The sequence below is a fragment of the Pseudomonas sp. FG36 genome, from assembly GCF_057809275.1.
In genome coordinates this window covers 13,917-36,187 of sequence record NZ_JBMDJQ010000022.1, presented here as the reverse complement: position 1 = coordinate 36,187, position 22,271 = coordinate 13,917, and the positions used below count along the sequence as shown (strand labels likewise).

Here is a 22,271-nt window from a genome sequence, read left to right as displayed (position 1 = left end):
AGGATGCGATCCATGCGTAGTTCTTTGCGTGTTACTCCACGAGGCAACTGGCTGGCCCCGACGCTGCTGGCCCTGACCTTGCTCGCACCGACGGCGCAGGCGGCCGCGAAGGGTTGCGCGGCCTTCGGCCAACTGCCCTCGGTCATCGAGATGGACCAGGGTCTGCAGCAGGAACTGCGCCTGCCGGTGGCCATCACCCGGGCGGCGGTCGGCGAGCCCAAGGTGGCCGATGTCCAGCCCAGTGGCGAGCGGGCCGTGCTGCTCACGGGAGTGGGGCAGGGCACCACCAGCCTGATGCTGTGGACCGACTGCGCCGCCCAGCCGCACCGCGCCATGCTGTTCGTCAAGGGCCGGGCCAGCGCCGACATGGCAGAGGCCGCGCAACTGCCCACGGCCCAGGAGGACCTGCCCGTGCAGGTGCAGGCCGATATCCGCTTCGTCGAGGTGCGCCGTCTGAAGTACAAGGAGGCCGGCGCTAGGTTGTTCTTCAAGGGCTCGAACAACAGCCTGATCGGCTCGCCCAATACCGTGCCCAACACCGTGGTGCGCCCCGGCTACGTGCCGGGCATCGCCACCGGCACCAACCCGGTGACCTACGCCGATGTGCGGCCCGGCATCCCGCTCGACAACGACGTCTTCAACATTGTCTGGGGCGGCGGCAGCAGCCGCTTCCTGGCGATGATCAACGCCCTGGAGAACAGCGGCTTCGCCTACACCCTGGCCCGCCCCAGCCTGACCGTGCTCAGCGGCCTGACCGCGAGCTTCCTGGCCGGTGGCGAGATCCCCATACCGGTGCCCAGCAGTGGCAGCGACAACGTGTCGATCGAGTACAAGGAGTTCGGCGTGCGCCTGGCGCTGACCCCGACCGTGGTCAGTCGCAACCGCATCACCCTCAAGGTGGCGCCCGAGGTCAGCGAACTCGACTACAACAATGCGGTGGTCATCGCTGGTACCCAGGTGCCGGGCCTGAGCGTGCGCCGCACCGACACCAGCATTTCGCTGGCCGATGGCGAGAGCTTCATCATCAGCGGGCTGATCAGCAGCAACGTGCGCTCGGCCGTGGACAAGATGCCGGGCCTGGGCAACCTGCCGATCATCGGCGCGTTCTTCCGCCAGTCGGCGCTCAACCGCGAAGAGACCGAGCTGCTGATGATCGTCACCCCGCACCTGGTCCAGCCGTTGGCCGCCAATGCGCGCCTGCCGGAGCTGCCGGGCGAGGCGCTGCGCACCTACGACCCCAGCTGGGGCCGCCTGTTCTTCATGGAAAACGGCAATTTCGAAGGCCGTGGCGGGTTGTCCCAATGAGCGAAAGCCTGAACCAGACCTACCTGGCCCTGACCCGCAACGACGAAGACCTGCACTGGCTGCAGGGCGCGTTGGCGCCGCTGGGGCAGGTGATCGGCGCCAGCAGTGCGAACCTCGACGAGTTGCTGGCGCTGGTCGACATGACCTTCAGCAACCTGGTGTTCATCGGCCTGGACCGCGAACAGCTGATCGGCCAGTGCGCGCTGATCGAAGGCCTGCTGGAAGCCAAGCCGATGCTGGCCATCGTCGCCCTCGGCGACGGCATGGACAACCAGCTGGTGCTGCACGCCATGCGCGCCGGCGCCCGCGACTTCGTCGCCTACGGCTCGCGCGCCAGCGAGGTGGCGGGGTTGGTGCGGCGCCTGGGCAAGCGCTTGCCGACGGCCACCAGCAACCCCAGCCTGGGCGGCCTCACCGTGCTCTACGGCGCCCAGCGCGGCGCCGACGGCGCGCTGCTCACTACCCACCTGGCGCGGGTGGTACAGGAGAGCGGGCAGCAGACCCTGCTGCTCGACCTTGGCCTGCCCCGCGGCGACAGCCTGGCGTTGCTGGGCCTTGAGGCGTCGTTCCATTTCGGCGACGCCCTGCGTCACCTGCGCCGGCTCGACGCCACCCTGATCGACAGCGCCTTCACCCGCGACAAGGGTGGCCTGCGCATCCTCGCCTATGCCGACAGCGACGAGGCCCTGCAACAGTCCAGCGCCGCCGAGCTGCACATGCTCCTCGGCGCCCTGCGCCAACACTTCCAGCACATCGTCGTGAACCTCACCGGGCAGGCCGACAGCGAGGCGCTGCGGACCCTGGTCAGCCACTGCGACAAGTTGATCGTCTACACCGACCAGAACATCCTCGACTGCCGGCGCAACCTGGACGTGCTCGAGCAGTGGCGCGACCGTGGCATCAAGCTCGAACACGCCAGCCTGCTGGTGGACCGCTACCTGCGCCAGGTGGCGCCGGATGCCGAGGCCCTGGCCAAGCGCTACGGGCTGCCCTTGCTCAAGGTCATGCCGTACAGCCCGGAAGTGCGCCTGAACGCCAAGAACCAGGGCCTGAGCCTGTTCGAACTGGCCCCGCGTGAAAGCCTTACCCAGGCCCTGCGCGGTCTCGGCGAGCGCCTGGCGCGGCGCTCGGAAAACCTCGCGCCGCCGGGCCAGACCTGGTTGCGCCGGCTGTGGGGCAAGCGATGATCAGCGAAGAACCCTTTGGCGGGCCCCGTCACGCGGCCAGTGACCCTCAGGCGCTCAAGCGCGCCCTGCACCGGCACGTGATCGATGCCATCGAGGACAGCGGCCGCAACCTGCTGGAGGGCGCGCGGCCGGTGCTGGCGCAGTTCGTCCTCGAGCAGGTGGGCGACTATGTGGCGCGCCTGCGCCTGGCCCTGTCGCGCTACGAGATGGAGCGCCTGGCCGAAGAGATCGTCGACGAGCTCACCGGTTATGGTCCGCTGGAGGTGCTGCTGCGCGACCCGAGCGTCACCGAGATCCTGGTCAACGGCCCGTACCGGGTGTTCGTCGAGCGCTCCGGCCTGCTGCAGCAGACCGACCTGCGCTTCATCGACGCGCACCATGTCGAGCGGGTCATGCAGCGTATCCTCGCGCCCCTGGGCCGGCGCCTGGACGAGTCGTCGCCGATGGTCGATGCGCGCATGCCCGACGGCAGCCGGGTCAACGCGATCATCCCGCCGGTGGCCCTGGACGGGCCGTGCCTGTCGATCCGCAAGTTCCGCCAGGACATGCTCAAGAGCGCCGACCTGCTGGCCACCCGGGCCATCGACCAGCCCATCTACGACTTTCTCGAACGCGCCGTGGGCCGGCGCTGCAACATCCTGGTCAGTGGCGGAACCGGCACCGGCAAGACCACCCTGCTCAATATCCTCAGCCAGATGATCGCGCCCCAGGAGCGCCTGGTGACCATCGAGGACGTGGCCGAACTGCAGCTGCACCACCCGCACGTGGTGCGCCTGGAAACCCGCCCGCCGAATGCCGAGGGCCACGGCGAGATCAAGGCCAGCGAGCTGATCCGCAATGCCCTGCGCATGCGCCCCGACCGCATCATCCTCGGTGAGATCCGCGGCGCCGAGGTGCTCGACGTGATGACCGCGATGAACACCGGCCACGACGGTTCGATGAGCACGGTGCACGCCAACACCGCCCAGGACGCCCTGCTGCGCCTGGAGACCCTGGTCGGCTTGACCGGCCGGCAAATTGCCGAGAAGACCCTGCGGCAGATGATCTGCGCCGCGCTGGACGTAGTGATCCAGCTGACTCGCCTGGCCGATGGCCGGCGCTGCGTCAGCGAGGTGCTGGAAGTGGTCGGGGTGCGTGACGATGTGTATGTCACCAACACCTTGTTCCGCCTGGACCGGCGCAGTGGCGAAGGCTTTCTGCGCGAGGCGCCGAACCCCGCCGGCGGAAAGCTGCGCCACGAAGGGGTGCTGTGATGGGCCCGCTGCTGCTGGCGCTGTCGCCCCTGTGCCTGGGCATGGCCTTGCTGCTGTGGCGCCTGGGCCTGTACAAGCGCGGCGAAGAGCGCATCCTCGAACGCCTGGGCCGGGCCTACCGCGCCGTGCGCAGCGGCACGGCACGGCGTGACTGGCTCGACCCGTTGCTGCAGCGTGCAGGCTTTGCCCATGCCGATTTTTCCCCGCGCCCCTGGCTGCTGGGCTGGCTGGCGCTGACCCTGCTTGCCGGCCTGCTGGCCGGTTGGGTGGCGGCGCTGATGGTGCTGGCGGGCCTGCCTCTGCTCGGCCACCTGTACCTGAGTTGGCGCTGCCGGCGCCGCCTGCAGCAGATCGTCCAGCAATTGCCCGGCCTGCTCGACTACAGCGTGCGCAGCCTCAAGGCCGGGCGCACCCTCAACGAGGCGGTGCTTGGCGGCGTCGACAGCACCCGCGAGCCGTTGCGCTCGGCGATGCTGCGAGTGCGGCGCAACGTGCAGCTCGGTGTGCCGCTGGAGGATGCCGTCAGTGAGTTCGCCGAACTCTACGGCCAGGCCGAGCTGCGCATGTTCGCCCTGGGGCTGCGCATCAACCAGCGCCACGGCGGCAACGCCAGCGAACTGATGGAGAACCTGATCAAGCTGATCCGCGAACACGAGCAGGGCGACCGGCAACTGCGCGCCATGACCGGCGAGACCCGCATCACCGCGTGGATCCTCGGCGCGCTGCCGCTGGTGATGGTCGGCTACTTCCTGTTCGCCAACCCCACCTACCTGCTAGCCATGTGGCGTGACGCCAGCGGCCAGATGATGCTGCTGTTCGCCTTTGTCATGCAGGCGGTCGGCTGCCTGGTGCTGTGGCGCATGATGAGGAGCCTGTGACCATGGCCCTGATGCTCAGCGCTCTGTGCCTGTTCGCCGCGTTCGCCCTGCTGGCCGCGCAGGCCATCGGCCAGTGGCGCGCTCGCCAGCGCGTGGCGCGGCGCCTGCAGGGGCGGTTGGACCGTGACGAGCGCCTCGGCGACTGGTTGCAGTGGCTGGGCAGCAGCCCGTGGGGGCGGCGCCTGCAACGGCTGGACGGCGAGACCCAGGCGCTGCTCGACCGCCTGGGCTGGCGGCGCAGCCGGCAACGCGCATTGTTCGCCGCCGTGCAATTGGGCTTGCCGGTGCTGGCAGTGGGCATGGCGCTGCTGTTGGCCCATGGCCTGCCCGGAGAAAACCGCGGGCACTGGGGCGTGCTGGTGCTCTGTGCGCTGGGCGCGGGCTATCTGTTGCCCAAGCGCCTGCTGGTCGTGGCGGCGGCCCGCCGTCAGCGGCGAATCGCCGAGGAGGTGAGCCTGCTCATCCCGTTGCTGCGCATCCTTTTCGAAACCGGGCTGGCGGTGGAGCAGGCCCTGCGCGTGCTGGCCCAGGAAGGCCGCAGCCTGGTGCCGAACATCAGCGACGAGTTGCGCCTGGTGTTGCAGCGGGTCGATTCCGGCCTGGCCCTGGGCCCGGAGCTGGAAAAGACCGCGCGCCTGCTGGCGGTGGACGAGTTTATCGACACCTGCGTCATCCTCCAGCAACTGCTGGTGCAGGGCAGTGGCTCGATGAAGTCGTTGCTGGCGCTCAAGGAACTGCTCGACGACCGCCGCCTGACCGGCCTGCAGGAGCGGGTATCGAAAATGTCGGCGAAGATGTCGGCGGTGATGATGGTGTTTCTGTTCCCGGCCCTGCTCATCGTCCTGGCCGGGCCGGGGTTTTCCGCCCTGGCGCGGGCCTTGGGCTCATGAGCGCCGGAACATTCGGGCATTGATAGGGGAGACGCGCAATGAAAGCCATCCTGACGTTCATCAGCCTGCTGCTGCTCGGCGGCTGCGCCGGGCAGCCTCCCGAAGGCCTGGCGCGCCTGCTGGGCGGCGGCACCTGTGGCAAGCCCGACGCCGACCAGCAGTTGAGCCTGGACATGGCCGACCAGATGATCAGCGAAGGCCGTCCACACGCCGGGCTGGCCCACCTGGAGCAGTTGCCCGAGCAGCTCGACCAGGTGCGTCTGCGCAAGGCCAAGGTGCTGCGCCTGCTTGGGCGCCCCGAGGCCGAACCGCTTTACCGCAGCCTGCTCGGCGGCTGCCTGGCCGCCGAAGGCGAGCACGGCCTGGGGCAACTGGCCTCGGCCCGTGGCGACGACACCCAGGCCCTGCGCAACCTGCAACGGGCGGCGCGGTTGGCACCCACCGACGAGAAGGTGCGCAACGACCTGGGCGTGGTGCAGATGAACCTTGGCAATCACGAACAGGCGCGTTTCGAGTTTCTCACCGCCATCGAGCTCAAGGACGACAACCCGCTGCCGGCCGTCAACCTGGTGACCTTGTCGCTGGTGCAGGACAACTGGCGCCAGGCGGAGGACCTGGTCAATCGGCTGCACCTGAAGCCTGAGCAGTTCGCCGAGGCCCAGGCCCGGGCGCAGCGCATTCTTGCCAACGGGCGTGGCCCGCTGGCCGCCACCGAATCCCCGGCCGCGGCCATCAACTGAGCGGAGGTGAACATGTTCAAGCCCTGGATCGTCCTCGCCTGCCTGGCCGCGCCACTGTCGGCGCTGGCCGAGGACCCGCCGCGCCAGCCGCGCCCGCAGACCGCCACCGAAGCCCTGTTGCAGGTGCAGGCGAGCAATCGCCAGGCCTCCAGCGTGCGCCAGGTGCAGACCGACAAGGAACGCGACCAGGCCATGCAGCGCTGGCTGGACAGCTACAAGTATCCGATCCCGGATTTCTACCGCTGGACCAAGATCAGTTCGTCGAACAATTGAGTGCCTGATCGCGGCCTGGCCCCGCGACCAGAATCAAGGCATTCAATGGGTGGTAAAGCGCTGATGCACCGGCGACGAGCGTGGAGTCAGCGCCAGCGCCAACTGCGTGCGGTTGTGCATGTGGGTCAGGCGCAGCACCTGGGACACGTACAGCTTTACCGTGTTTTCGGTGATGCCCAGTTCGCAGGCGATCTGGTAGTTGGTCTTGCCCTTGCTCACCAGCCGGGCGACTTCCAGTTGCCGCGGTGACAGCTTCTCGAACGCCGCCGGCAGCTCCGGCTCGCCTTCCTCGCTATCGCCGGCGCGCCGATGGGCGCCTTGGCCCCGGGCTTTCTCCAGGTCCTGGTAGAGGTCGTCGATGGACTCGGCCAGCTCCTGCAGGCGTTGGTTGAGGCTGCCCAGTTCGCGGAAGTTGCGCCGCCGCTCCAGCAGCGCGGCTTCCTGCCGGCGCACGCCTTCGAGCAACTCTTCCAGGTCCATGGGTTTCTGGTAGTAGTCCGCAAAGCCCTCGCGCAGGGCGCGGATAACGTCCTGCTTGTCGGCGCGGCCGGTCAGCATGATCGCCTCGAACATGCGCTGCGGCCCGGCGATCTGCTTCAACGTGCGCACCAGTTCGATGCCATCGCGTTCGGGCATGTGCAGGTCACACAGGATCAGGCCGATGGTCTCGTCCGCCTTGAAGCAGTCGATGCCCTGGCCGGTGGAGTGGGCGGGGACACAACGGTAGCCCTCGCTTTCGAGGAATTCGCACAACTCTTCGACGATCACTGGCTGGTCGTCGACCACCAGCACTTTCACCTCACTGACGGGTTTGTTCACGATCAACTCCCTGTTGTATCGGCCCTGCTCCCGGGCCAGACGCTCTGGCAGTTAGAAAAGTAGTCGCACTTTGCCGTTATGTACATTGGTCCTACTCCAGAATCCGACCCTTCGGTCGTTTATTGGATCCATACCGCTGTCAGCAGGAAGCCAGCGAGCACGTAGGGGGCAAAGGGCTGCTTGTCGCCGACCTGTTCGGCCAGCGCCTGCAGGCGCTTCTTCACCTTGGGGTTGAGCAGGGTCCACAGGCGCCGGCGGCCGAACATCCAGGCCAGGACGGTGACCCCGGCGCCGATGAAGGTGCCGAGCACGTACTGCGGGCTGGTGGCCAGGGCCAGGGCGCCCATCAGTTTCACGTCGCCGGCGCCGAAGCGGCCGAGCATGTAGCCGGGCAGGGTGAGCAGCATGACGATGGCCAGGCCCCAGCCGGCCTCGCTGGCGTCGGCGCCGATCCAGCTGCGTCCGGTGGCGAACAGCCAGGCCAGGGCGCACGCTGCGACGCCCAGGGTCAGGGCGTTGGAGATTTGTCGTTCACGGACATCTTGTTCGGTGCACAAGGCAAGCCACAGCAGGAGAACAATGCTTTGCATTGGCAAAATGCCATCCCTATTCGTTGAACGGTTCTATGCTTTCAGACAGGTCTCACAGTCAGGGTAGACGCGAACATGAAAGCAGGCCCGGCGGGACAACAAAAAGGCGCGGCTGCCATCGAGTTTGTCGCGGTATTCATGGTGTTTTTCGCAGTGTTCTATGGCCTGGTCAGCTACGCCTTGCCAATGCTCATGCTGCAGTCGTTCAACCAGGCCAGCAGCGAAGCGGTGCGCCGTTGCGTGGCCGTGGACCCGAGCAGCCAGACCTACGAGCTGGACGTGCAGGGGCTGGCCCGCCAGGTGATCGGCCAGCAATTGGCGTGGATGCCCAATGCGCTGGGCTTCAATGTGAACACCGATACCCGGGTCACCGTGGGCACGGACAAGGTGCTGACGGTGGTGATCGACTACCCCCGCGAACGCCTCAATCGGGTCTTGCCGACCCTGCTGCTGCCCGTGATCGGTGATGTGCCCAAGCTGCCCGCGCGGCTGCAGGCCCAGGCGAGCCTGCAACTGTGAGTGGCGGTCTGTTCGACCGCTGGTTCGCCGCGCCGGCCCCCGCCCAGGCGCCCGAGGCGACACCCGCCGTCGGCCTGCAACTGTGGCTCGACGACCAGGCGCGGGTGCTGCGCCTGGCCGGCCCGCTGCGCAGCTTGCTGGCATTGCCCGGCCAGGCTGGCGCACGGGTGCACGACTACCTGGAGCGACACAGTTGGCTGGTGCTCGAAGGCCGCCCCGCCGACTGGCAGGGGCAGCCACTGGATTTGGATTTCCATACGGTCATGGGCCACGCCCTGCACACCCGCGGTTGGCTGCAACGCCACGAGCAGGGCTGGATGCTGCAACTGTTCGATATCGGTGACCTGCTCCGCGAGCAGCGCTGGGATCGCCAGCGGCCACTGCTCGGGGAGATCGGCCATGCCCTGCGCGAATGCGGCGCCGAGCGCCTGGCGCAGACCGTGCGCGAGCAGTTGCGCAGCCTGGCTGAACATTGGCAGGCCGCCGCGCTGCGCCTGGTGCTGCGCGAACCGGGCGGCTGGCGCCACTTCGCCAGCAGCGATGATGCCTGGCCCTGGCCCGATGACCGTCGGTTGCGGGACAGGCTGGACCAGTGGCCGGCCCAGACCCTGATCGAGGTGCGCGACGACCCTGATCTGCTCGCCCTGTGCGGCGGCGCCTCGCTGTTCCTGGTGCCCTATCGGCAAGGGCTGGAGGCCGAGGCCTGGATGTTGTGCGCCGGGGCGCACCAGGTGCCTGCGGTCGACATGGCCATGGCCCTGGTGCGCAGCCTGACCGAGCCGCTGCTGGTACGGCATCGCCGCCAGCAACTGCAGCACCAGGCCCATCACCTCGACGACCTGCAGCAGCAGTTGGGCGCAGGGTGGTGGGAGTGGCCAGCGCACGGCGACCTGCAGTTGGACCCGGCCCTGGCCGCGACCCTTGGGTTGGCCAGCCGTACCAGCCTGGCGCAATGGCTTGCCCGCCTGCACCCGGCCGACCGCGAACCAGCGCAGCTGGCCCTGGACCAGGCCCGTGCCGGGCAGGCGTTGAGCCTGGGCGTGCGTCTGCTGGACCGTGACCCGCTCGCGGCGCCGCGCTGGTTCCATTGGGCCGGCCAGGGCCGGGGCGGCCAGTTGCGCGGTTTCCTGCTCGATATCAGTGCCCTCAAGGCCCAGGAGCAACAGGCCGGTGCGGCCCGTGCGCGGCTGGAGAACCTGATTGCCCGCTCACCCGCGGTGATCTATGTACAACGTTATGCCGAGGGCGCGCTGCACAGCGATTTCTACAGTGCCAGCCTGGCGCCGTTGCTGGGTTGGGAGGCCGACGGCGAACTCGCCCGCCAGCCGGGCCTGGCGGTGCACCCCGACGACCGTCCGCTGTGGCTGGAGCGCACCCGCAGCCTGCTGCGCGATGGCCTGGTGCGTTGCCGCTATCGCCTGCGCGACCACCTCGGTGGTTACCACTGGATGCTCGACGAGGCCCGTCTGCTGCGTGACGACCTCGGCCAGCCGCTGGAAGTGGTCGGCCTGTGGCTGGACGTCACCGAGGCCACCGAGGCCGCCGAGCGCATGCGCCAGAGCGAGGAACGCTACCGGGTGCTGGTGGAGGACTCGCCGGCAATGATCTGCCGCTATCGCCCGGACCTCACCGTGCTGTTTGGCAATCGTCCGCTGGCCGATTACCTGGGCTGCACGCCCGAGCAGTTGCAGGGCGCGGACCTGGGGCAATGGTTGTCCGCCGACCAGCGCGAGGGGTTCATCCAGCGCCTGCGGGCACTGACGCCCGAGCAACCGGTGAGCAGCGCGGAGATCTGCCTGCAGTTGCCTGGCCGTGAGCATGCCTGGTGGGTCTGGGCCGACCGCGGTCTGTTCGATGGCGAAGGCCGCCTGCTCGAGGTCCAGGCCGTGGGCCGTGACAACACCGAGGTGCGGCGCAGTCAGCAGCAGCTGTTGCAGGGGGCCAAGATGGCTACCCTCGGCGAGTTGGCCACCGGTCTGCTGCACGAGATCAACCAGCCGCTCAACGTGATGCGCATGGCGGTGGTCAATGCACTTAAACGCCTGGAGAACGGCGCCGCCGATCCGGCCTACCTGGAGGACAAGTTGCGTCGCATCGAGGCGCAGGTAGAGCGAGCTGCCCGGCTGGTCGAGCACATGCGCGTGTATGGCCGGCGTTCGACGGTCGAGCGCGAGCGCTTCGCCGCCTGGGGCGCGGTACAGGGCGCCCATGCATTGCTGGAGGAGGGCCTGCGCGGCAAGGGCGTGGCGCTGCAGCTGGAATCGCCCGAGGCGATGCCACAGGTGCTCGGGCATCAGGACCAGCTGGAGCAGGTGCTGATCAACCTGATGGTCAACGCCCGCGATGCCTTGCTGGAGCAGCAGGTGGCGCAGCCCTGGATCCGCGTGCGCCAGGCGCTGCATGGCGAGCGCCTGTGGCTGCTGGTGGAGGACAATGCTGGCGGCATCGATGCGCGGCTGCACGAGCGGATCTTCGAACCCTTCTTCACCACCAAGCCGGCTGGTGTCGGCACCGGCCTGGGGCTATCGGTCAGCCATGGCATCGTCAGCCAGATGGGCGGCGAGCTGAGGGTGAGCAACACGCCCGGGGGCGCGTGCTTCTGCATCGAGCTGCCGGTTCACTGCACCAGCTGAGCGTGGCCGCTGGAGCAACTGAGGTTGGCGCCGACCTCGGCGCTGGCCAGGTCGATGCCCAGCACCTTGAGCAAGCCGTTGACCAGTGGATCGAGCAGGGGGCTGAGCAGGTTCCTGATGATCGGCTCAAGGATGTTCTTCACCCCATCCAGCAGGCCGGCGGTGAGCACCAGCACCTGGCCGAGGCCACTGTTGGCAGTGGGCCTGTAGGCTTCCAGATGTACACCGGCAAGCGTGCCGGACAGGCTGCCCACCACCTGGGCCTGGTCGCTATCCATGGGCTGGAACATCGGATCCTGGCCGATATTGCGCGGAGCATGGTCGCCGGCGAAGACCAGTGGTTTTTCCGTCGGGCCGCTGCCGAGCAGCTTGGTATCCACCCGCAGGCCGATACCGCCGCCGGCATAGGGCACGCGTGTACCGCAGGACGGCGGCAGGATCAGCAGGCGGCTGCAGACATTGGTGCCGATATCGATGACCGGCAGGGCCTGTACCTTGACGAAGTCAGGCCCCTTGCTGAGGAATTCGGCCGGTGAGTCGAACTTGCCGATCGCGATCCTCGCCGCCGAGCGCTGGGTGAGGGTGGTCAGGCTCTTGGGTGCGCAGCTGTAGTTGTCGGGCGGGGCTGGGCGCAGGCGGCTGGTGCCTTCGGCCACTTCGATGCCGATATCGATGTGCACCTGGCTGTCCAGCAGCTTGATGTCGCTGACCTTGCACGGGATGCCCAGGGCGCAGGTCAGCGACTGCACGGTGCCCAACAGGTTCAGGCTGAGCAGGTTGTTGAGCACGTTGGTCAACGGCGCCGCCAGGTCCAGCACGGCATTGAGCAACCCAGCGATGCCGCTCAGCAGGGGCAGGTCCAGTGATACCAGCGCGCGGATCTGCGCGGTATGGACGCGCAATTCATCGCTGCGCGGGTCGCCCACGGCGGAGTTCTGCGGGGGCTGGATCACCTTCAGGTACACGCGGCCGTTGATCAGGCCCAGCACGGTGATGGGGATCTCGGCATTCACCGCTTGTTGATTAGCCGCCAGTTGGATCATGGCCTGGACCAGTTGCAGCACTTGCACGTTCGCGTCCAGGCCGGCCTGGACGGTGCCGGTCTGCAGGTTGAGTAATTGTCCAACGGTGATTGGCCCTTTGAGGTCCGCGGCGAGTTTGAGCAGATTGCCGGTCACCTCCACGGCGGCGCCGCTTTGCTGCAGAACCTTGACGGCAACGTCCAGCAGCTTGTCGGCGGTGGTCTGGAGGTTCAGCAGTTGCTGGTAGTCGCCCAGGTTCAGGTGCAGGTCGGTGGACAGTGCGTCGAGGTAATCGAGCAGGTTGAGCTGGGTATCGGCGATGCCTTGCCAGCCCAGGACGGTGAGTTGCGTGCTGGCGCCGATGGCCTTCAACAGGGCGTTGAGAATGGCCGACTGCATCGAACTGACCTGCAGCAGTGTGCTGCGAATGCTCAGCATTGCCTGGGGCGGCCCGGGGTTGGCGGCCACCGCGCTGGCGCGCAGGGTGGTGGTGCGGGCGATGGCACCGCCCTGCACCAGCGCGTAGATGCCACCGGCGAAGCTGGTGACCACCACATTGCTGACCTCGACCTTGATCGCCTCGTTGCGCTGGTTGTCGGCAGTGAAGGTGCGCAGGTTGTCATTGCCGGTGCGCAGATAGCCGCAGCTGGCGATCAGCGGGTTGAGCGGCGAATGGCCGTTGCGGGTGGCGGCGGTGCGGGCCAGGGTGGATGCCTGCGGGCCGCTGCCGGTGCAGGCGCCGTCATGCTCGGCGGCTTCCAGCGCAGCCATGTCGGCGATGCGTTGCAGCTTGCGTTGTTCGAGGTAGAGGCGGCCGCTGTCGACGGTCAGGAGCATGAACACCAGGGCCAGGCCCATGGTCAGCGCGGCCATTAGGCCGATCGCGCCGCGTTGGCGCACAACGGAACGGGGAACCACGGGCACTCCTTTGCCGGCCTGGGGCCCGGCAGCGCGGCGGCGGTGCAAGGAGTGTAGTCAAGGTGATGGCAAGTTGCCTTGATCGAAGTGCCCCGCCCCAGCGGCGCATCGCGGGGGCGGGGCAGCGGGTTTGCCCCGAGATCAGGGGCTCAATGTGGCGGATAGTTGCTCAGCACCTGGGTCACGGTCTTCAGGATCGCCGCGTTGCGCTCCTGCGGGCTGGGTGGGTAGTTGTTCATGATCTGTTCGGCGCTGCCACGCCACACCAGCTTGCCGTCACGCCCATCGAACAGGTCGACCTGAATGGTCGCCACCTTGTAGTCGACGCTGCGGGTCTCGTTGTACATCGGCCCGCCCCAGTAGCCGCCCCAATAACCGCCCCAGGCGCCGCCATAGTTGGTGGTGATCTGCTGCTGGCGGTCTTCGACGATCAGGTAGGCGCGCACCTTCACATCGGCCCGGGCACTGCCCTGGACCGGGCGCAGACCACGCTGGTCGAGCTGGCCGGCGACCGCCTGGCGGATGCGCTGCTCGGTCAGGTCGCTCTTGATCCGTGGATCGTCCGGGCGGTACTGCAGGGCCGGCTCCTGCCAGGCCCAACTGCGGTAGGCAGCGAAGTCGCGGCTGGCATCGAAGTCCTGCTGCACGTTGTTACTCGAACAGGCCGCCAGCAGCAGGGCGAAGGACAGAAGTACGAGACGGCGCAACATGATGGTTCTCCGTAAAGGGTCAGCTGGGAGGATAGCCGCTCATCGCCTTGCTCACCGACTCGCGCAGGGCGCTTTCGCGTTCACGCGGCGAGTCCTTGTCGCTGCCGCTTTCGGCGCTGGCGCTCCACACTGGCTGGCCGTTGCGGGCGTCGAACAGGTCAATGCGCACAACCATCACTTCGACCTGGTAGGTGCGCACGATGGGCACGCTGCCATAGGCGCCATAGCCGTTGCGGTAGCCGCCGTAGCCGACGCTGCCATAGGGGTAGGGGCCGTAATAGGGATCGTAGTCGTAGTCGCGCACCTGGCGCAGGCGCCGCTCCAGGCGCACGTCGGCGCTGACCAGCAGGTCGGCAGGAGCATTGTGGGCCGGGCGCAGGCCGTGCTGGTCGAGAGCGCTGCTTACCGCGTCGGCCAGCTGGCCCGGCGTGGCGTTCGCCAGGCCGCCGGGGGGCTGGCTGTTGCGCCAGCTCCAGCTGCGGTAACGGCCATAGTCGCGCGGTGGCGTGGGGTAGGCGCTGGCGTCGAAGGTACCGGCGGCTTGCGGCGGTGCCGGTGGCAGCGGCTTGCCGCTGGCGACATAGGGGTTGCTGCCCTGGCAGGCGGCCAGGGCGAGGGGGAGCAGGGCCAGGCAGAGCAGACGGTACGGCATGTATCCTCCTGGCGGGCGGGTCAGTGGGGCCGGCAGATCCAGTGCAGGTAACGACCCAGGCCGGCGAAGCTGGGGTGGCGCCGGTGCGCCAGCTCCATCTCCAGCAGGTCGAGCAGCTCGGCCTTGGCCTGGAACTCCTTGGGCATGTAGTCGTGGAACACCCGCACGCCGCTTTCGCTTTCGACCTGCCACATGGGATCAAGTTGCGCCTTGAGCTCGCGTGGATCAAGTGGTTTCTGTGGCGTCAGGCTCTGCTTCTCGCCGGCCAGGCGGTTGTGCCGCAGCTTGCGGAAATGCCCCTTGAGCAGGTTGCGGTAGACCAGCGCGTCGCGGTTGTAGAAGGCCAGCGACAGCCAGCCGCCCGGCGCGGTCAGCTGATGCAGCACCGGCAGGATGCTTTCGGGTTCGGCCAGCCATTCGAGCACCGCGTGGCACAGCACCAGGTCGTAGGGCTCGGTGAGCTGGCCAAGCAGGTCCTGCCAGGGCGCCTGGATGAACGTGGCCTGCTGGCCTGCCTCGGCGAAGCGCGCACGGGCACCGTCGAGCATCGGCGCGGCGGGCTCGGCGAGGGTCAGTTGGTGGCCACGCTGGGCCAGCCACAGGGCCATGTGGCCCAAGCCGGCGCCGATATCGAGTACCCGCAAGGGCCGGTCGGGCAAGGTTTCGGCCAGGTCGGCCTGGAGCACCGCCAGGCGGATCGCCCCCTTGGCGCCGCCATAGATCTTCTCGGCGAAGCGGCTGGCCAGCTCATCGAAATGACGGTCGTTCATTTGGCGAAGCGCCTCTCGCTGTCGGCGAGCTTGGCCCGCACCACCTCGTTCATGTCCAGGCCAAGCTCGCTGCACAACAGCAGCAGGTATAGAACGATATCGCCCACTTCCTGGCCGGCGTGGGCAAGCTGGTCGGCGGGCAGCTGGCGCGACTGGTCTTCGCTCAGCCACTGGAAGATCTCCACCAGCTCGGCCATTTCGACGCTGGCGGCCATGGCCAGGTTCTTCGGGCTGTGGAAACCCCGCCAGTCGTTGGTGTCGCGGATGCGGTGCAGGCGTTCGGTCAGTTCTTGCAGGTTCATCGGGATCTCCTCGTGGCGCATAGCTTCCGGCGAGGTTCCTTGCAAAGCAAGCCCGATCAGAGCGCGCGCCAGCTGCCGAGCATGTGCACCAGCCCGCCGTGGCCATCCAGGCGCAGCTCGCCGGCCGGCCCCGCCTCGCTGGCGCTCAGCACCACCTCCGATGGCAAGCGCACCGGCTTGTGGAAATCCACCGCGAATTCATAACCGGCTTTCGGCAGGTGCCCCTGCAGCGCCGCCAGCGCCATGGCCTTGCTCCACATGCCGTGGGCGATGGCCCTGGGGAAACCGAACAGCCGTGCGCTGAGGCGGCTCAAGTGGATCGGGTTGTAGTCGCCGCAGACCCTGGCATAGCGCCTGCCGATGTCGCTGTCGGCGTACCAGCGGGTGGCCTCGGGCAATGCGGCGGGTGCCTGCGCGGTGGCGCTGGCGGCCTGTTGCTCGAGCTTGAGGCCGCGCACCAGCATGCGGCTGGTCTCGCGCCAGAGCAGCCCGAGCCCGTCTTCGGCCTCGGTCACCAGGTCGAAGGTGCCGCCCTTTTCGTGGGGCTGCAGGTTGTCGGCGTACACCGCGAAGCGCAGCCCATCGATGCCGCCCAGCGGGCGCAGCACCTGCAGGCTGTTGTGCAGGTGCACCAGCCCGAGCAGGGGGAAGGGGAAGTCGTCGCCGGTGAGCAACTGCAATTGCAGGCTGAAGGCCATGACGTGCGGATAGGTGCCCGGCAGGCGGCCGTCATCGGCGAAGTGGCAGAGCCGGCGATAGGCCGCCAGGTTGGCGCCATCGACCCGCAGGTAGCAGCGCAGGCCCGGCTCCGGCAACTGGCTGCCACGGATCTTGCGTCTGCCGAGGGCGCGCAGGTAGAGGTTCAGGCGTGAGTCGGGGCTGTGCAGGTCGTGCCAGGGTCGGGTCATGGTCAGGCTCCCATCAAGGCCTGGCCGCAGACCCGCAGGGCCTGGCCGTTGACCGCGCCGGAACCTGGCTGGCTGAGCCAGGCGATGGCCTCGGCGACATCCTGCGGCAAGCCGCCCTGGCCGAGTGAGCTCAGGCGCCGGCCGGCCTCGCGCAGGCCCATGGGCATGGCCGCGGTCATGTGCGTCTCGATAAAGCCCGGCGCCACCGCGTTGATGCTGGCGCCCTGTTCGGCCAGGCGCGGCGCCCAGGCCTGGGCGAAACCGATCAGCCCGGCCTTGCTGGCCGCGTAGTTGGACTGGCCGCGGTTGCCGGCGATGCCGCTGACCGAGGCGAGCAGGGTGATACGGGCGTCGCGCTGCAGCTTGCCACCTTCGAACAGCGCCTGGGTCAGCACCTGCGGGGCCTTGAGGTTGACGGCCAGCACCGCGTCCCAGTATTCCGGGGTCATGTTGGCAAGGGTCTTGTCGCGGGTGATGCCGGCGTTGTGCACCACGATGTCCAGGCCTTGCGGCAAGGCTTCGAGTAACTGCGCGGCGGCATCGGCAGCGCAGATGTCCAGGGCCAGGGCACGGCCGCCCAGGCGCGCGGCGAGGGCGTCGAGGTCGCGCTGCGCCTGGGGCACGTCGAGCAAGGTCACCTCGGCGCCATCGCGGGCCAGCGTTTCGGCGATGGCCGCGCCGATACCCCGCGCGGCACCGGTGACCAGGGCGTGACGGCCGGCCAGCGGGCGGGTCCAGTCTTCGACCTGGGCGGCGCATGCCGACAGGCGCAGGACCTGCCCGGAAACGAAGGCGCTCTTGGGCGAGAGGAAGAAGCGCAGCGCGCCTTCGAGCTGGTCTTCGGCGCCGTCACCGACATACAAGAGGTTGGCCGTGGCGCCGTTGCGCAACTCCTTGGCCAGCGAACGGCTGAAACCCTCCAGGGCGCGTTGGGCGACACTGGCTTGCGCATCGTCCAGGCTTTCCGGGGCGCGCCCCAGGATCACCACATGGGCGCTGGGGGCCAGGCTGCGCAGCAAGGGCTGGAAGAATTCGCGCAACTGCTTGAGCGCATCGCTGTCGGACAAGTGACTGGCATCGAACACCACGGCCTTGATTTTCGGCCCCAGGCCCGCGACCCAGGCGGGGGCGTCGAGCGCTTCGGCGTCGAAGCCGTAGCAATCGGCGGTCAGGCGTGGGGCGATTGCCGCGACCTGGCTGGCCAGTGGGCCGCCACCGAGCACCAGCGCGCCCTCGATGGGGCGCAGGCGCCCGGCCTGCCAGCGCTCCAGCGGCACCGGGCGCGGCAGGCCGAGGGCATCGACCAGTTTGCGGCCAAGGGTGGAGTTGGCAAAGCCCAGATAGCGGTCGCTCATGTACGGTTCTCCCTGAAGGCAAGCATGCAAGTGTGGACCAACTTTGTGGCAGGATCGTTCGAATAGCCGAAAAGAACCTAGGCTTTGTACGAAAAGTGCCTGCGCGACGATCATGCTGCGTTGAAAACAGGCTCGGAATGCTCATTGACACTCGTCAAGTCGGGCGCGACCCCGGCCGTTCCTCGCCTGTTTTCGCCTTGCCTGATCGCCGCTCGGCGACTTTTCGTACAAACCCTAGTCTTAAGGCTCAAATTGTTTCAGGAGGAACAGGCATGCAGTCAATTCGCCGGGTCGCGATCCTGGGGGGCAACCGGATTCCCTTCGCCCGCTCCAATGGCGCCTACGCCAAGGCCAGCAACCAGGCGATGCTCACCGCCGCCCTCGAAGGCCTGGTGGAGCGCTACCGCCTGCATGGGCTGCGCCTGGGCGAGGTCGCGGCGGGGGCGGTGCTCAAGCATTCGCGTGACATGAACCTGACCCGCGAGTGCGTGCTCGGCTCGCGCTTGTCGCCGCAGACGCCGGCCTACGATATCCAGCAGGCCTGCGGCACTGGGCTGGAGGCGGCGTTGCTGGTGGCCAACAAGATCGCCCTGGGGCAGATCGACAGTGGCATCGCCGGCGGCGTCGACACCACCTCGGATGCCCCCATCGCGGTGAGCGAAGGGTTGCGCCAGATCCTGCTGCAGGCCAACCGTGGCAAGAGCCTTGGCGAGCGCCTCAAGCCTTTCCTCAAGTTGCGTCCTGGCCTGCTCAAGCCCGAGCTGCCGCGCAACGGCGAGCCGCGCACGGGGCTGTCGATGGGCGAGCATTGCGAGCGCATGGCGCAGACCTGGCAGATCGAGCGCGGCGACCAGGATGCGCTGGCGCTGCTCAGCCATCAGCACCTGGCGGCGTCCTATCGCGAGGGATGGCACGACGACCTGCTCACGCCTTACCTGGGCCTGACCCGCGACAACAACCTGCGCGCCGACCTCACCCTGGAACAGCTGGCCAAGCTCAAGCCGGTGTTCGAGCGCAGCGGCCTCGGCACGCTCACCCCGGGCAACTCCACGCCGCTGACCGATGGCGCCTCGCTGGTGCTGCTCGGCAGCGAGGCCTGGGCCGAGGAGCATGGCCTCAAGGTGCAGGCCTACTTGGTCGACGGCGAGGCGGCGGCGGTGGATTTCGTCCATGGCCAGGAGGGCCTGCTGATGGCGCCGGTGTACGCGGTGCCGCGGCTGCTGGCACGCAACGGCCTGACCTTGCAGGACTTCGATTTCTACGAAATCCACGAAGCCTTTGCCGCCCAGGTGCTGTGCACTCTCAAGGCCTGGGAAGATGCCGACTACTGCCGCACGCGGCTGGGGCTCGATGCGCCGCTCGGTGCGATTGACCGTACCAGGCTGAACGTGAAGGGCAGTTCGCTGGCCGCAGGGCACCCGTTCGCCGCGACGGGCGGGCGGATTCTGGCGAACATGGCCAAGCTGCTCAGCGAGCGGGGCAAGGGGCGCGGCCTGATCTCCATCTGCGCGGCGGGCGGGCAGGGGGTGACGGCGATCATCGAGCGATAGGTTCGGCGTTGACTGCGATGGCTGATACCCTTGTCCGCCCCGAGACACCAGGCCCTAACATGTCGACTATCGGCCCGCGCCCCATCCCCACGCTGGACCACTTGCCCAGGCCGCTCTACGCCCGTGCCGAGAGCCTCGGCGCCGGCTCCTGGACCACCCGCCACCGCCACGACTGGGTGCAGTTCTCCTACGCCATCAGCGGGGTGCTTGGCGTGTACACCAGCGACGGTAGCTACTTCGCCCCGCCGCAATGGGGCGTGTGGATCCCGGCCGGCACCGAGCACGATGTGGTGACCTCGATGCAGGCCGAGATGCGCAGCCTGTATGTGCGCAGCGATGTCTGCCCATGGTCGCCCAGCGAATGCCGGGTGCTGGAGGTCACGCCGCTGGCGCGCGAACTGATCAAGCAGTTCTGCACCTTCGCGGTGGCCTATCCGGAAGGCGACAGTGCCGAGGCGCGGCTGGTGGCGGTGTTGCTGGACCAACTGCGCACCCTGCCGCAGGTGGGCTTCTCGCTGCCGTTGCCGCGCCATCCGGGTTTGCTGGGGTTGTGCAACGGGCTGATCGCCGCGCCCGACCAGGTGCAGACCTTGCAGCAGTGGGCCGTGCAACTGGGGGTGTCGGAAAAGACCCTGATGCGCCTGTTCCAGCGCGAGACGGGGCTGAGCTTTCGCAACTGGCGCCAGCGCATGCGCCTGTTGACGTCGCTGGCGCTGCTGGAGGCGGGGGAGAGCGTCACCCAGGCGGCGCTGGGCTGCGGTTATGACTCGACTTCGGCCTACATCGCCGCGTTCAAGCAGTTGTTCGGGGCGACGCCGGGAGAGCTTCGCCTGTAGCAAGTAAAAGGCCGGTCGGTGGGCAACCGCGCATCTTCAAGAGCGCACGTGCCCACCGACGGCGACTCAGGTCCTGAACCTGCGCACCAGCGCATCCAGCTCGTTGGACAGCCCGGCCAGGCTCTCGGAGTCCTGGCGCGCCGCCTGGGCCAGTTCCGCCACCAGTTGGGCATCGCCATGGATCTGGCTGATGTGGCGGTTGATGTCTTCGGCCACCTGGTGCTGCTCCTCGGCGGCGGTGGCGATCTGGGTATTCATGTCGCGGATGACGTCCACCGATTCGCGGATCTGGCCGAAGCTGTCGCGGGCCAGGCCGATACGGCTGACCGACTGCTGTGACACCTCGATGCTGGCGTGCATCTGTTCGGCCACCTGGGCCGTGCGGCTGGCCAGGTTGCCCAGCAGGCCGTCGATCTCGGCGGTGGAGTCGGCGGTGCGCTTGGCCAGGGCGCGGACTTCGTCGGCGACCACGGCAAAACCGCGGCCCTGCTCGCCGGCGCGGGCGGCCTCGATGGCGGCGTTGAGCGCCAGCAGGTTGGTCTGCTCGGCAATCGAGCGGATGGTGCCGAGGATCGACTGGATGGCATTGCTGTCGCGTTCCAGTTGCTGGATCGACTGCGCCGACTGCTCGATTTCCTGGCTCAGGCGATCAACGCTCTGTACCGCCGCGTCGATCTGCTGCTGCCCTTCGCGGGCCTGCTGCTGGCCGCTGTCGGCCGATTGCGCGGCCTGGCTGCAGGAGCGGGCCACTTCGTTGGCGGTGGCGACCATCTCATGGAAGGCGGTGGAAACCATGTCCACCGCCTCGCGCTGGCGCCCGGCGGCTTCGGCCATGTCGCCGGAGACGCGGGTCGAGCTGTTGGAGGTGCTGAGGATCTTGCTCGCCGCACCGCCGATGTGCTGGATCAGGCTGCGGATGGCGCCGAGGAACTGGTTGAACCAGCTGGCCAGCTGGGCGGTTTCGTCGCGGCCGCGGATCTCCAGGTTGCGGGTCAGGTCGCCTTCGCCCTGGGCGATGTCCTCCAGGCCGCTGGTGACGCTGTTGATCGGGCGCACGATGAGCTTGGCGAACGTCGCGCCCACCACGGCGAACACGGCGGCCAGGATCAACGCGACGACGCCGATCAGCCAGGTAAGGCGGGTGGTGGTCTGCATCACTTCGTCTTGCTGGATCAGGCCGATGAAGGTCCAGCCGAGTTTCTCGTCGGGGTAGACGTTGGCCATGTAGCGCTCGCCGTTCAACTGCACTTCGGCCAGGCCCTTGCCGGCCTTGGCCAGCTCGGCGTAGCCGTCACCCAGGCTGGCGAGCTGCTTGAAGTTGTGGCTGGCGTCGCGCGGGTCGACCATCACGTTGCCGTTGTTTTCCATGAGGATCAGGTAGCCGCTCTCGCCCAGCTTGATCTGCTTGACGATCTCGGTCAGGCCCTTGAGCGACACATCGATGTTGACCACGCCGCCCGGGTTGCCCAGCGTGTTGGCCACGGCGCGCACGGTGCTGACCAGCACGGCGTCGTCGCCGGCCCAGTAGTAGGGCGCGGTGCGCAGGGTCTTGCCGGGGTTGGCCATGGCCGCCTGGTACCAGGGGCGGGTGCGTGGGTCGTAGTTGGCCATTTTTGGATCGCCCGGCCAGAACGCGTAGCCGCCGTCCTTCAGGCCGTAAGACACATAGGCGTAGTCCGGGTGGCTCTGGGCCAGGCGGCTGAACAGGTCGAACAGCGCCTTGTCCTGCTCGCCGGGAGCGATGCTGGCGGCATCGGCGCTGATGTGCTTCTTGACGTTGTCAGCCGTGGCCGACACCAGGGGTTGCGCGGCCAGGTAGTCGACGTTCTGGGTGATGCCCTGGAAGAAGATGTCCATGGCGTTGCCGACCTGGCGAATCTCCCGGCTGCTGTTGTCGAGGAAATCGTCGCGGGCTTCGCCGCGCAGGTTGAGCACCACCAGGGTGGCGACCAGGACGATGGGCAGGCCGGCGATGATGGCGAAGGCCCAGGTGAGTTTCTGCTTGATGTTCATCCACGCTCCCAGAGTTGTTCTTGTCGTTGCACGAGGCTGTAACAGTGCATCGGCAAAGCCTGGGTTTTATGTAGGCGAACTCCCGTATTTATTGGGTGAAAAGGCTATTCAAGGGGATATCGGTCGAGGCTGGCTAATATGGCATACC

Annotated in this window: 21 protein-coding genes and 1 pseudogene; 11 read left to right on the top strand and 11 right to left on the bottom strand. The window is 67.7% G+C overall.

Annotated features, from left to right (window positions below; genetic code table 11):
• The first annotated feature begins 12 nt into the window (after positions 1 to 12).
• From ACODS9_RS17445 to ACODS9_RS17415, 7 genes are read left to right on the top strand one after another with little or no spacing between them, the layout of a single operon-like run.
• Complete coding sequence (locus ACODS9_RS17445; RefSeq protein WP_401111982.1) at positions 13 to 1,305, top strand: type II and III secretion system protein family protein; 1,293 nt, start codon at positions 13 to 15, stop codon at positions 1,303 to 1,305.
• Positions 1,302 to 2,492, top strand: a complete 1,191-nt coding sequence (locus tag ACODS9_RS17440) for a CpaE/TadZ family protein (protein ID WP_489094367.1) — start codon at positions 1,302 to 1,304, stop codon at positions 2,490 to 2,492. The genes ACODS9_RS17445 and ACODS9_RS17440 overlap by 4 nt, the downstream gene beginning before the upstream one ends.
• Positions 2,489 to 3,745 carry a TadA family conjugal transfer-associated ATPase gene (locus ACODS9_RS17435; RefSeq protein ID WP_038706838.1) on the top strand — a complete coding sequence of 419 codons (1,257 nt, stop codon included), beginning with the start codon at positions 2,489 to 2,491 and terminating at the stop codon, positions 3,743 to 3,745. The genes ACODS9_RS17440 and ACODS9_RS17435 overlap by 4 nt, the downstream gene beginning before the upstream one ends.
• A complete protein-coding gene (locus tag ACODS9_RS17430) occupies positions 3,742 to 4,623 on the top strand; it encodes a type II secretion system F family protein (protein ID WP_489094366.1) in 882 nt (293 codons plus the stop codon). Before ACODS9_RS17435 ends, ACODS9_RS17430 begins: the two co-directional genes overlap by 4 nt.
• Before the next feature lie 2 nt (positions 4,624 to 4,625).
• Positions 4,626 to 5,513, top strand: coding sequence for a type II secretion system F family protein (locus ACODS9_RS17425; protein WP_046854137.1), 888 nt, complete (start codon positions 4,626 to 4,628; stop codon positions 5,511 to 5,513).
• 38 nt (positions 5,514 to 5,551) lie between these two features.
• On the top strand, positions 5,552 to 6,253 hold the full coding sequence (locus ACODS9_RS17420) for a tetratricopeptide repeat protein (protein ID WP_038706835.1): 702 nt from the start codon (positions 5,552 to 5,554) through the stop codon (positions 6,251 to 6,253).
• 12 nt (positions 6,254 to 6,265) lie between these two features.
• Positions 6,266 to 6,526 (top strand): DUF3613 domain-containing protein, encoded by a 261-nt coding sequence (locus ACODS9_RS17415; RefSeq protein ID WP_038706834.1) that lies wholly within the window; start codon positions 6,266 to 6,268, stop codon positions 6,524 to 6,526.
• Between the two features lie 42 nt (positions 6,527 to 6,568).
• Here ACODS9_RS17415 and ACODS9_RS17410 read toward each other — a convergent pair whose 3' ends face one another.
• Both ACODS9_RS17410 and ACODS9_RS17405 read right to left on the bottom strand, forming a co-directional pair.
• Positions 6,569 to 7,351, bottom strand: a complete 783-nt coding sequence (locus ACODS9_RS17410) for a response regulator (RefSeq protein ID WP_489094365.1) — start codon at positions 7,349 to 7,351, stop codon at positions 6,569 to 6,571.
• 113 nt (positions 7,352 to 7,464) lie between these two features.
• Positions 7,465 to 7,935 carry an A24 family peptidase gene (locus ACODS9_RS17405; protein WP_038706832.1) on the bottom strand — a complete coding sequence of 157 codons (471 nt, stop codon included), beginning with the start codon at positions 7,933 to 7,935 and terminating at the stop codon, positions 7,465 to 7,467.
• A 75-nt stretch (positions 7,936 to 8,010) separates the two neighbouring features.
• On the opposite strand from ACODS9_RS17405, the gene ACODS9_RS17400 reads away from it, so the two are divergent.
• Positions 8,011 to 8,454: a TadE family protein gene (locus ACODS9_RS17400; protein WP_023632045.1), complete on the top strand. Its 444-nt coding sequence runs from the start codon at positions 8,011 to 8,013 to the stop codon at positions 8,452 to 8,454.
• On the top strand, positions 8,451 to 11,087 hold the full coding sequence (locus tag ACODS9_RS17395) for a PAS domain-containing sensor histidine kinase (RefSeq protein WP_489094364.1): 2,637 nt from the start codon (positions 8,451 to 8,453) through the stop codon (positions 11,085 to 11,087). Before ACODS9_RS17400 ends, ACODS9_RS17395 begins: the two co-directional genes overlap by 4 nt.
• Here the strand turns inward: ACODS9_RS17395 and ACODS9_RS17390 are convergent.
• The 7 genes from ACODS9_RS17390 to ACODS9_RS17360 all read right to left on the bottom strand — a co-directional run bounded on the left by ACODS9_RS17390 (position 11,072) and on the right by ACODS9_RS17360 (position 17,724).
• Positions 11,072 to 13,027 (bottom strand): pilus assembly protein TadG-related protein, encoded by a 1,956-nt coding sequence (locus ACODS9_RS17390; protein WP_489094363.1) that lies wholly within the window; start codon positions 13,025 to 13,027, stop codon positions 11,072 to 11,074. The two genes, ACODS9_RS17395 and ACODS9_RS17390, sit on opposite strands and share 16 nt — an antisense overlap.
• Before the next feature lie 149 nt (positions 13,028 to 13,176).
• Positions 13,177 to 13,737, bottom strand: coding sequence for a DUF4136 domain-containing protein (locus tag ACODS9_RS17385; protein WP_489094362.1), 561 nt, complete (start codon positions 13,735 to 13,737; stop codon positions 13,177 to 13,179).
• A 19-nt stretch (positions 13,738 to 13,756) separates the two neighbouring features.
• Positions 13,757 to 14,389: a DUF4136 domain-containing protein gene (locus ACODS9_RS17380; RefSeq protein WP_038706830.1), complete on the bottom strand. Its 633-nt coding sequence runs from the start codon at positions 14,387 to 14,389 to the stop codon at positions 13,757 to 13,759.
• Positions 14,390 to 14,409: 20 nt separating this feature from the next.
• A complete protein-coding gene (locus tag ACODS9_RS17375; RefSeq protein ID WP_046854140.1) occupies positions 14,410 to 15,159 on the bottom strand; it encodes a methyltransferase in 750 nt (249 codons plus the stop codon).
• A complete protein-coding gene (locus tag ACODS9_RS17370) occupies positions 15,156 to 15,461 on the bottom strand; it encodes a MazG-like family protein (RefSeq protein WP_046857688.1) in 306 nt (101 codons plus the stop codon). Before ACODS9_RS17370 ends, ACODS9_RS17375 begins: the two co-directional genes overlap by 4 nt.
• Positions 15,462 to 15,517: 56 nt before the next feature.
• Complete coding sequence (locus ACODS9_RS17365; protein WP_489094361.1) at positions 15,518 to 16,369, bottom strand: MaoC family dehydratase; 852 nt, start codon at positions 16,367 to 16,369, stop codon at positions 15,518 to 15,520.
• Between the two features lie 2 nt (positions 16,370 to 16,371).
• Positions 16,372 to 17,724: a 3-oxoacyl-ACP reductase gene (locus ACODS9_RS17360; protein WP_401112011.1), complete on the bottom strand. Its 1,353-nt coding sequence runs from the start codon at positions 17,722 to 17,724 to the stop codon at positions 16,372 to 16,374.
• A 272-nt stretch (positions 17,725 to 17,996) separates the two neighbouring features.
• On the opposite strand from ACODS9_RS17360, the gene ACODS9_RS17355 reads away from it, so the two are divergent.
• Together ACODS9_RS17355 and ACODS9_RS17350 are read left to right on the top strand one after the other, a co-directional pair.
• Positions 17,997 to 19,274: an acetyl-CoA C-acetyltransferase gene (locus ACODS9_RS17355; RefSeq protein WP_046854143.1), complete on the top strand. Its 1,278-nt coding sequence runs from the start codon at positions 17,997 to 17,999 to the stop codon at positions 19,272 to 19,274.
• A gap of 59 nt (positions 19,275 to 19,333) precedes the next feature.
• Positions 19,334 to 20,110, top strand: a complete 777-nt coding sequence (locus ACODS9_RS17350; protein WP_489094360.1) for an AraC family transcriptional regulator — start codon at positions 19,334 to 19,336, stop codon at positions 20,108 to 20,110.
• 66 nt (positions 20,111 to 20,176) lie between these two features.
• On the opposite strand, the gene ACODS9_RS17345 is transcribed toward ACODS9_RS17350, so the two are convergent.
• Together ACODS9_RS17345 and ACODS9_RS17340 are read right to left on the bottom strand one after the other, a co-directional pair.
• Entirely contained in the window at positions 20,177 to 20,905 is a 729-nt protein-coding gene (locus ACODS9_RS17345; RefSeq protein WP_371918152.1) for a methyl-accepting chemotaxis protein, read from the bottom strand.
• A 129-nt stretch (positions 20,906 to 21,034) separates the two neighbouring features.
• A pseudogene (locus ACODS9_RS17340) lies at positions 21,035 to 21,967 on the bottom strand (HAMP domain-containing protein); the annotation flags it as partial.
• Positions 21,968 to 22,271: the final 304 nt, after the last annotated feature.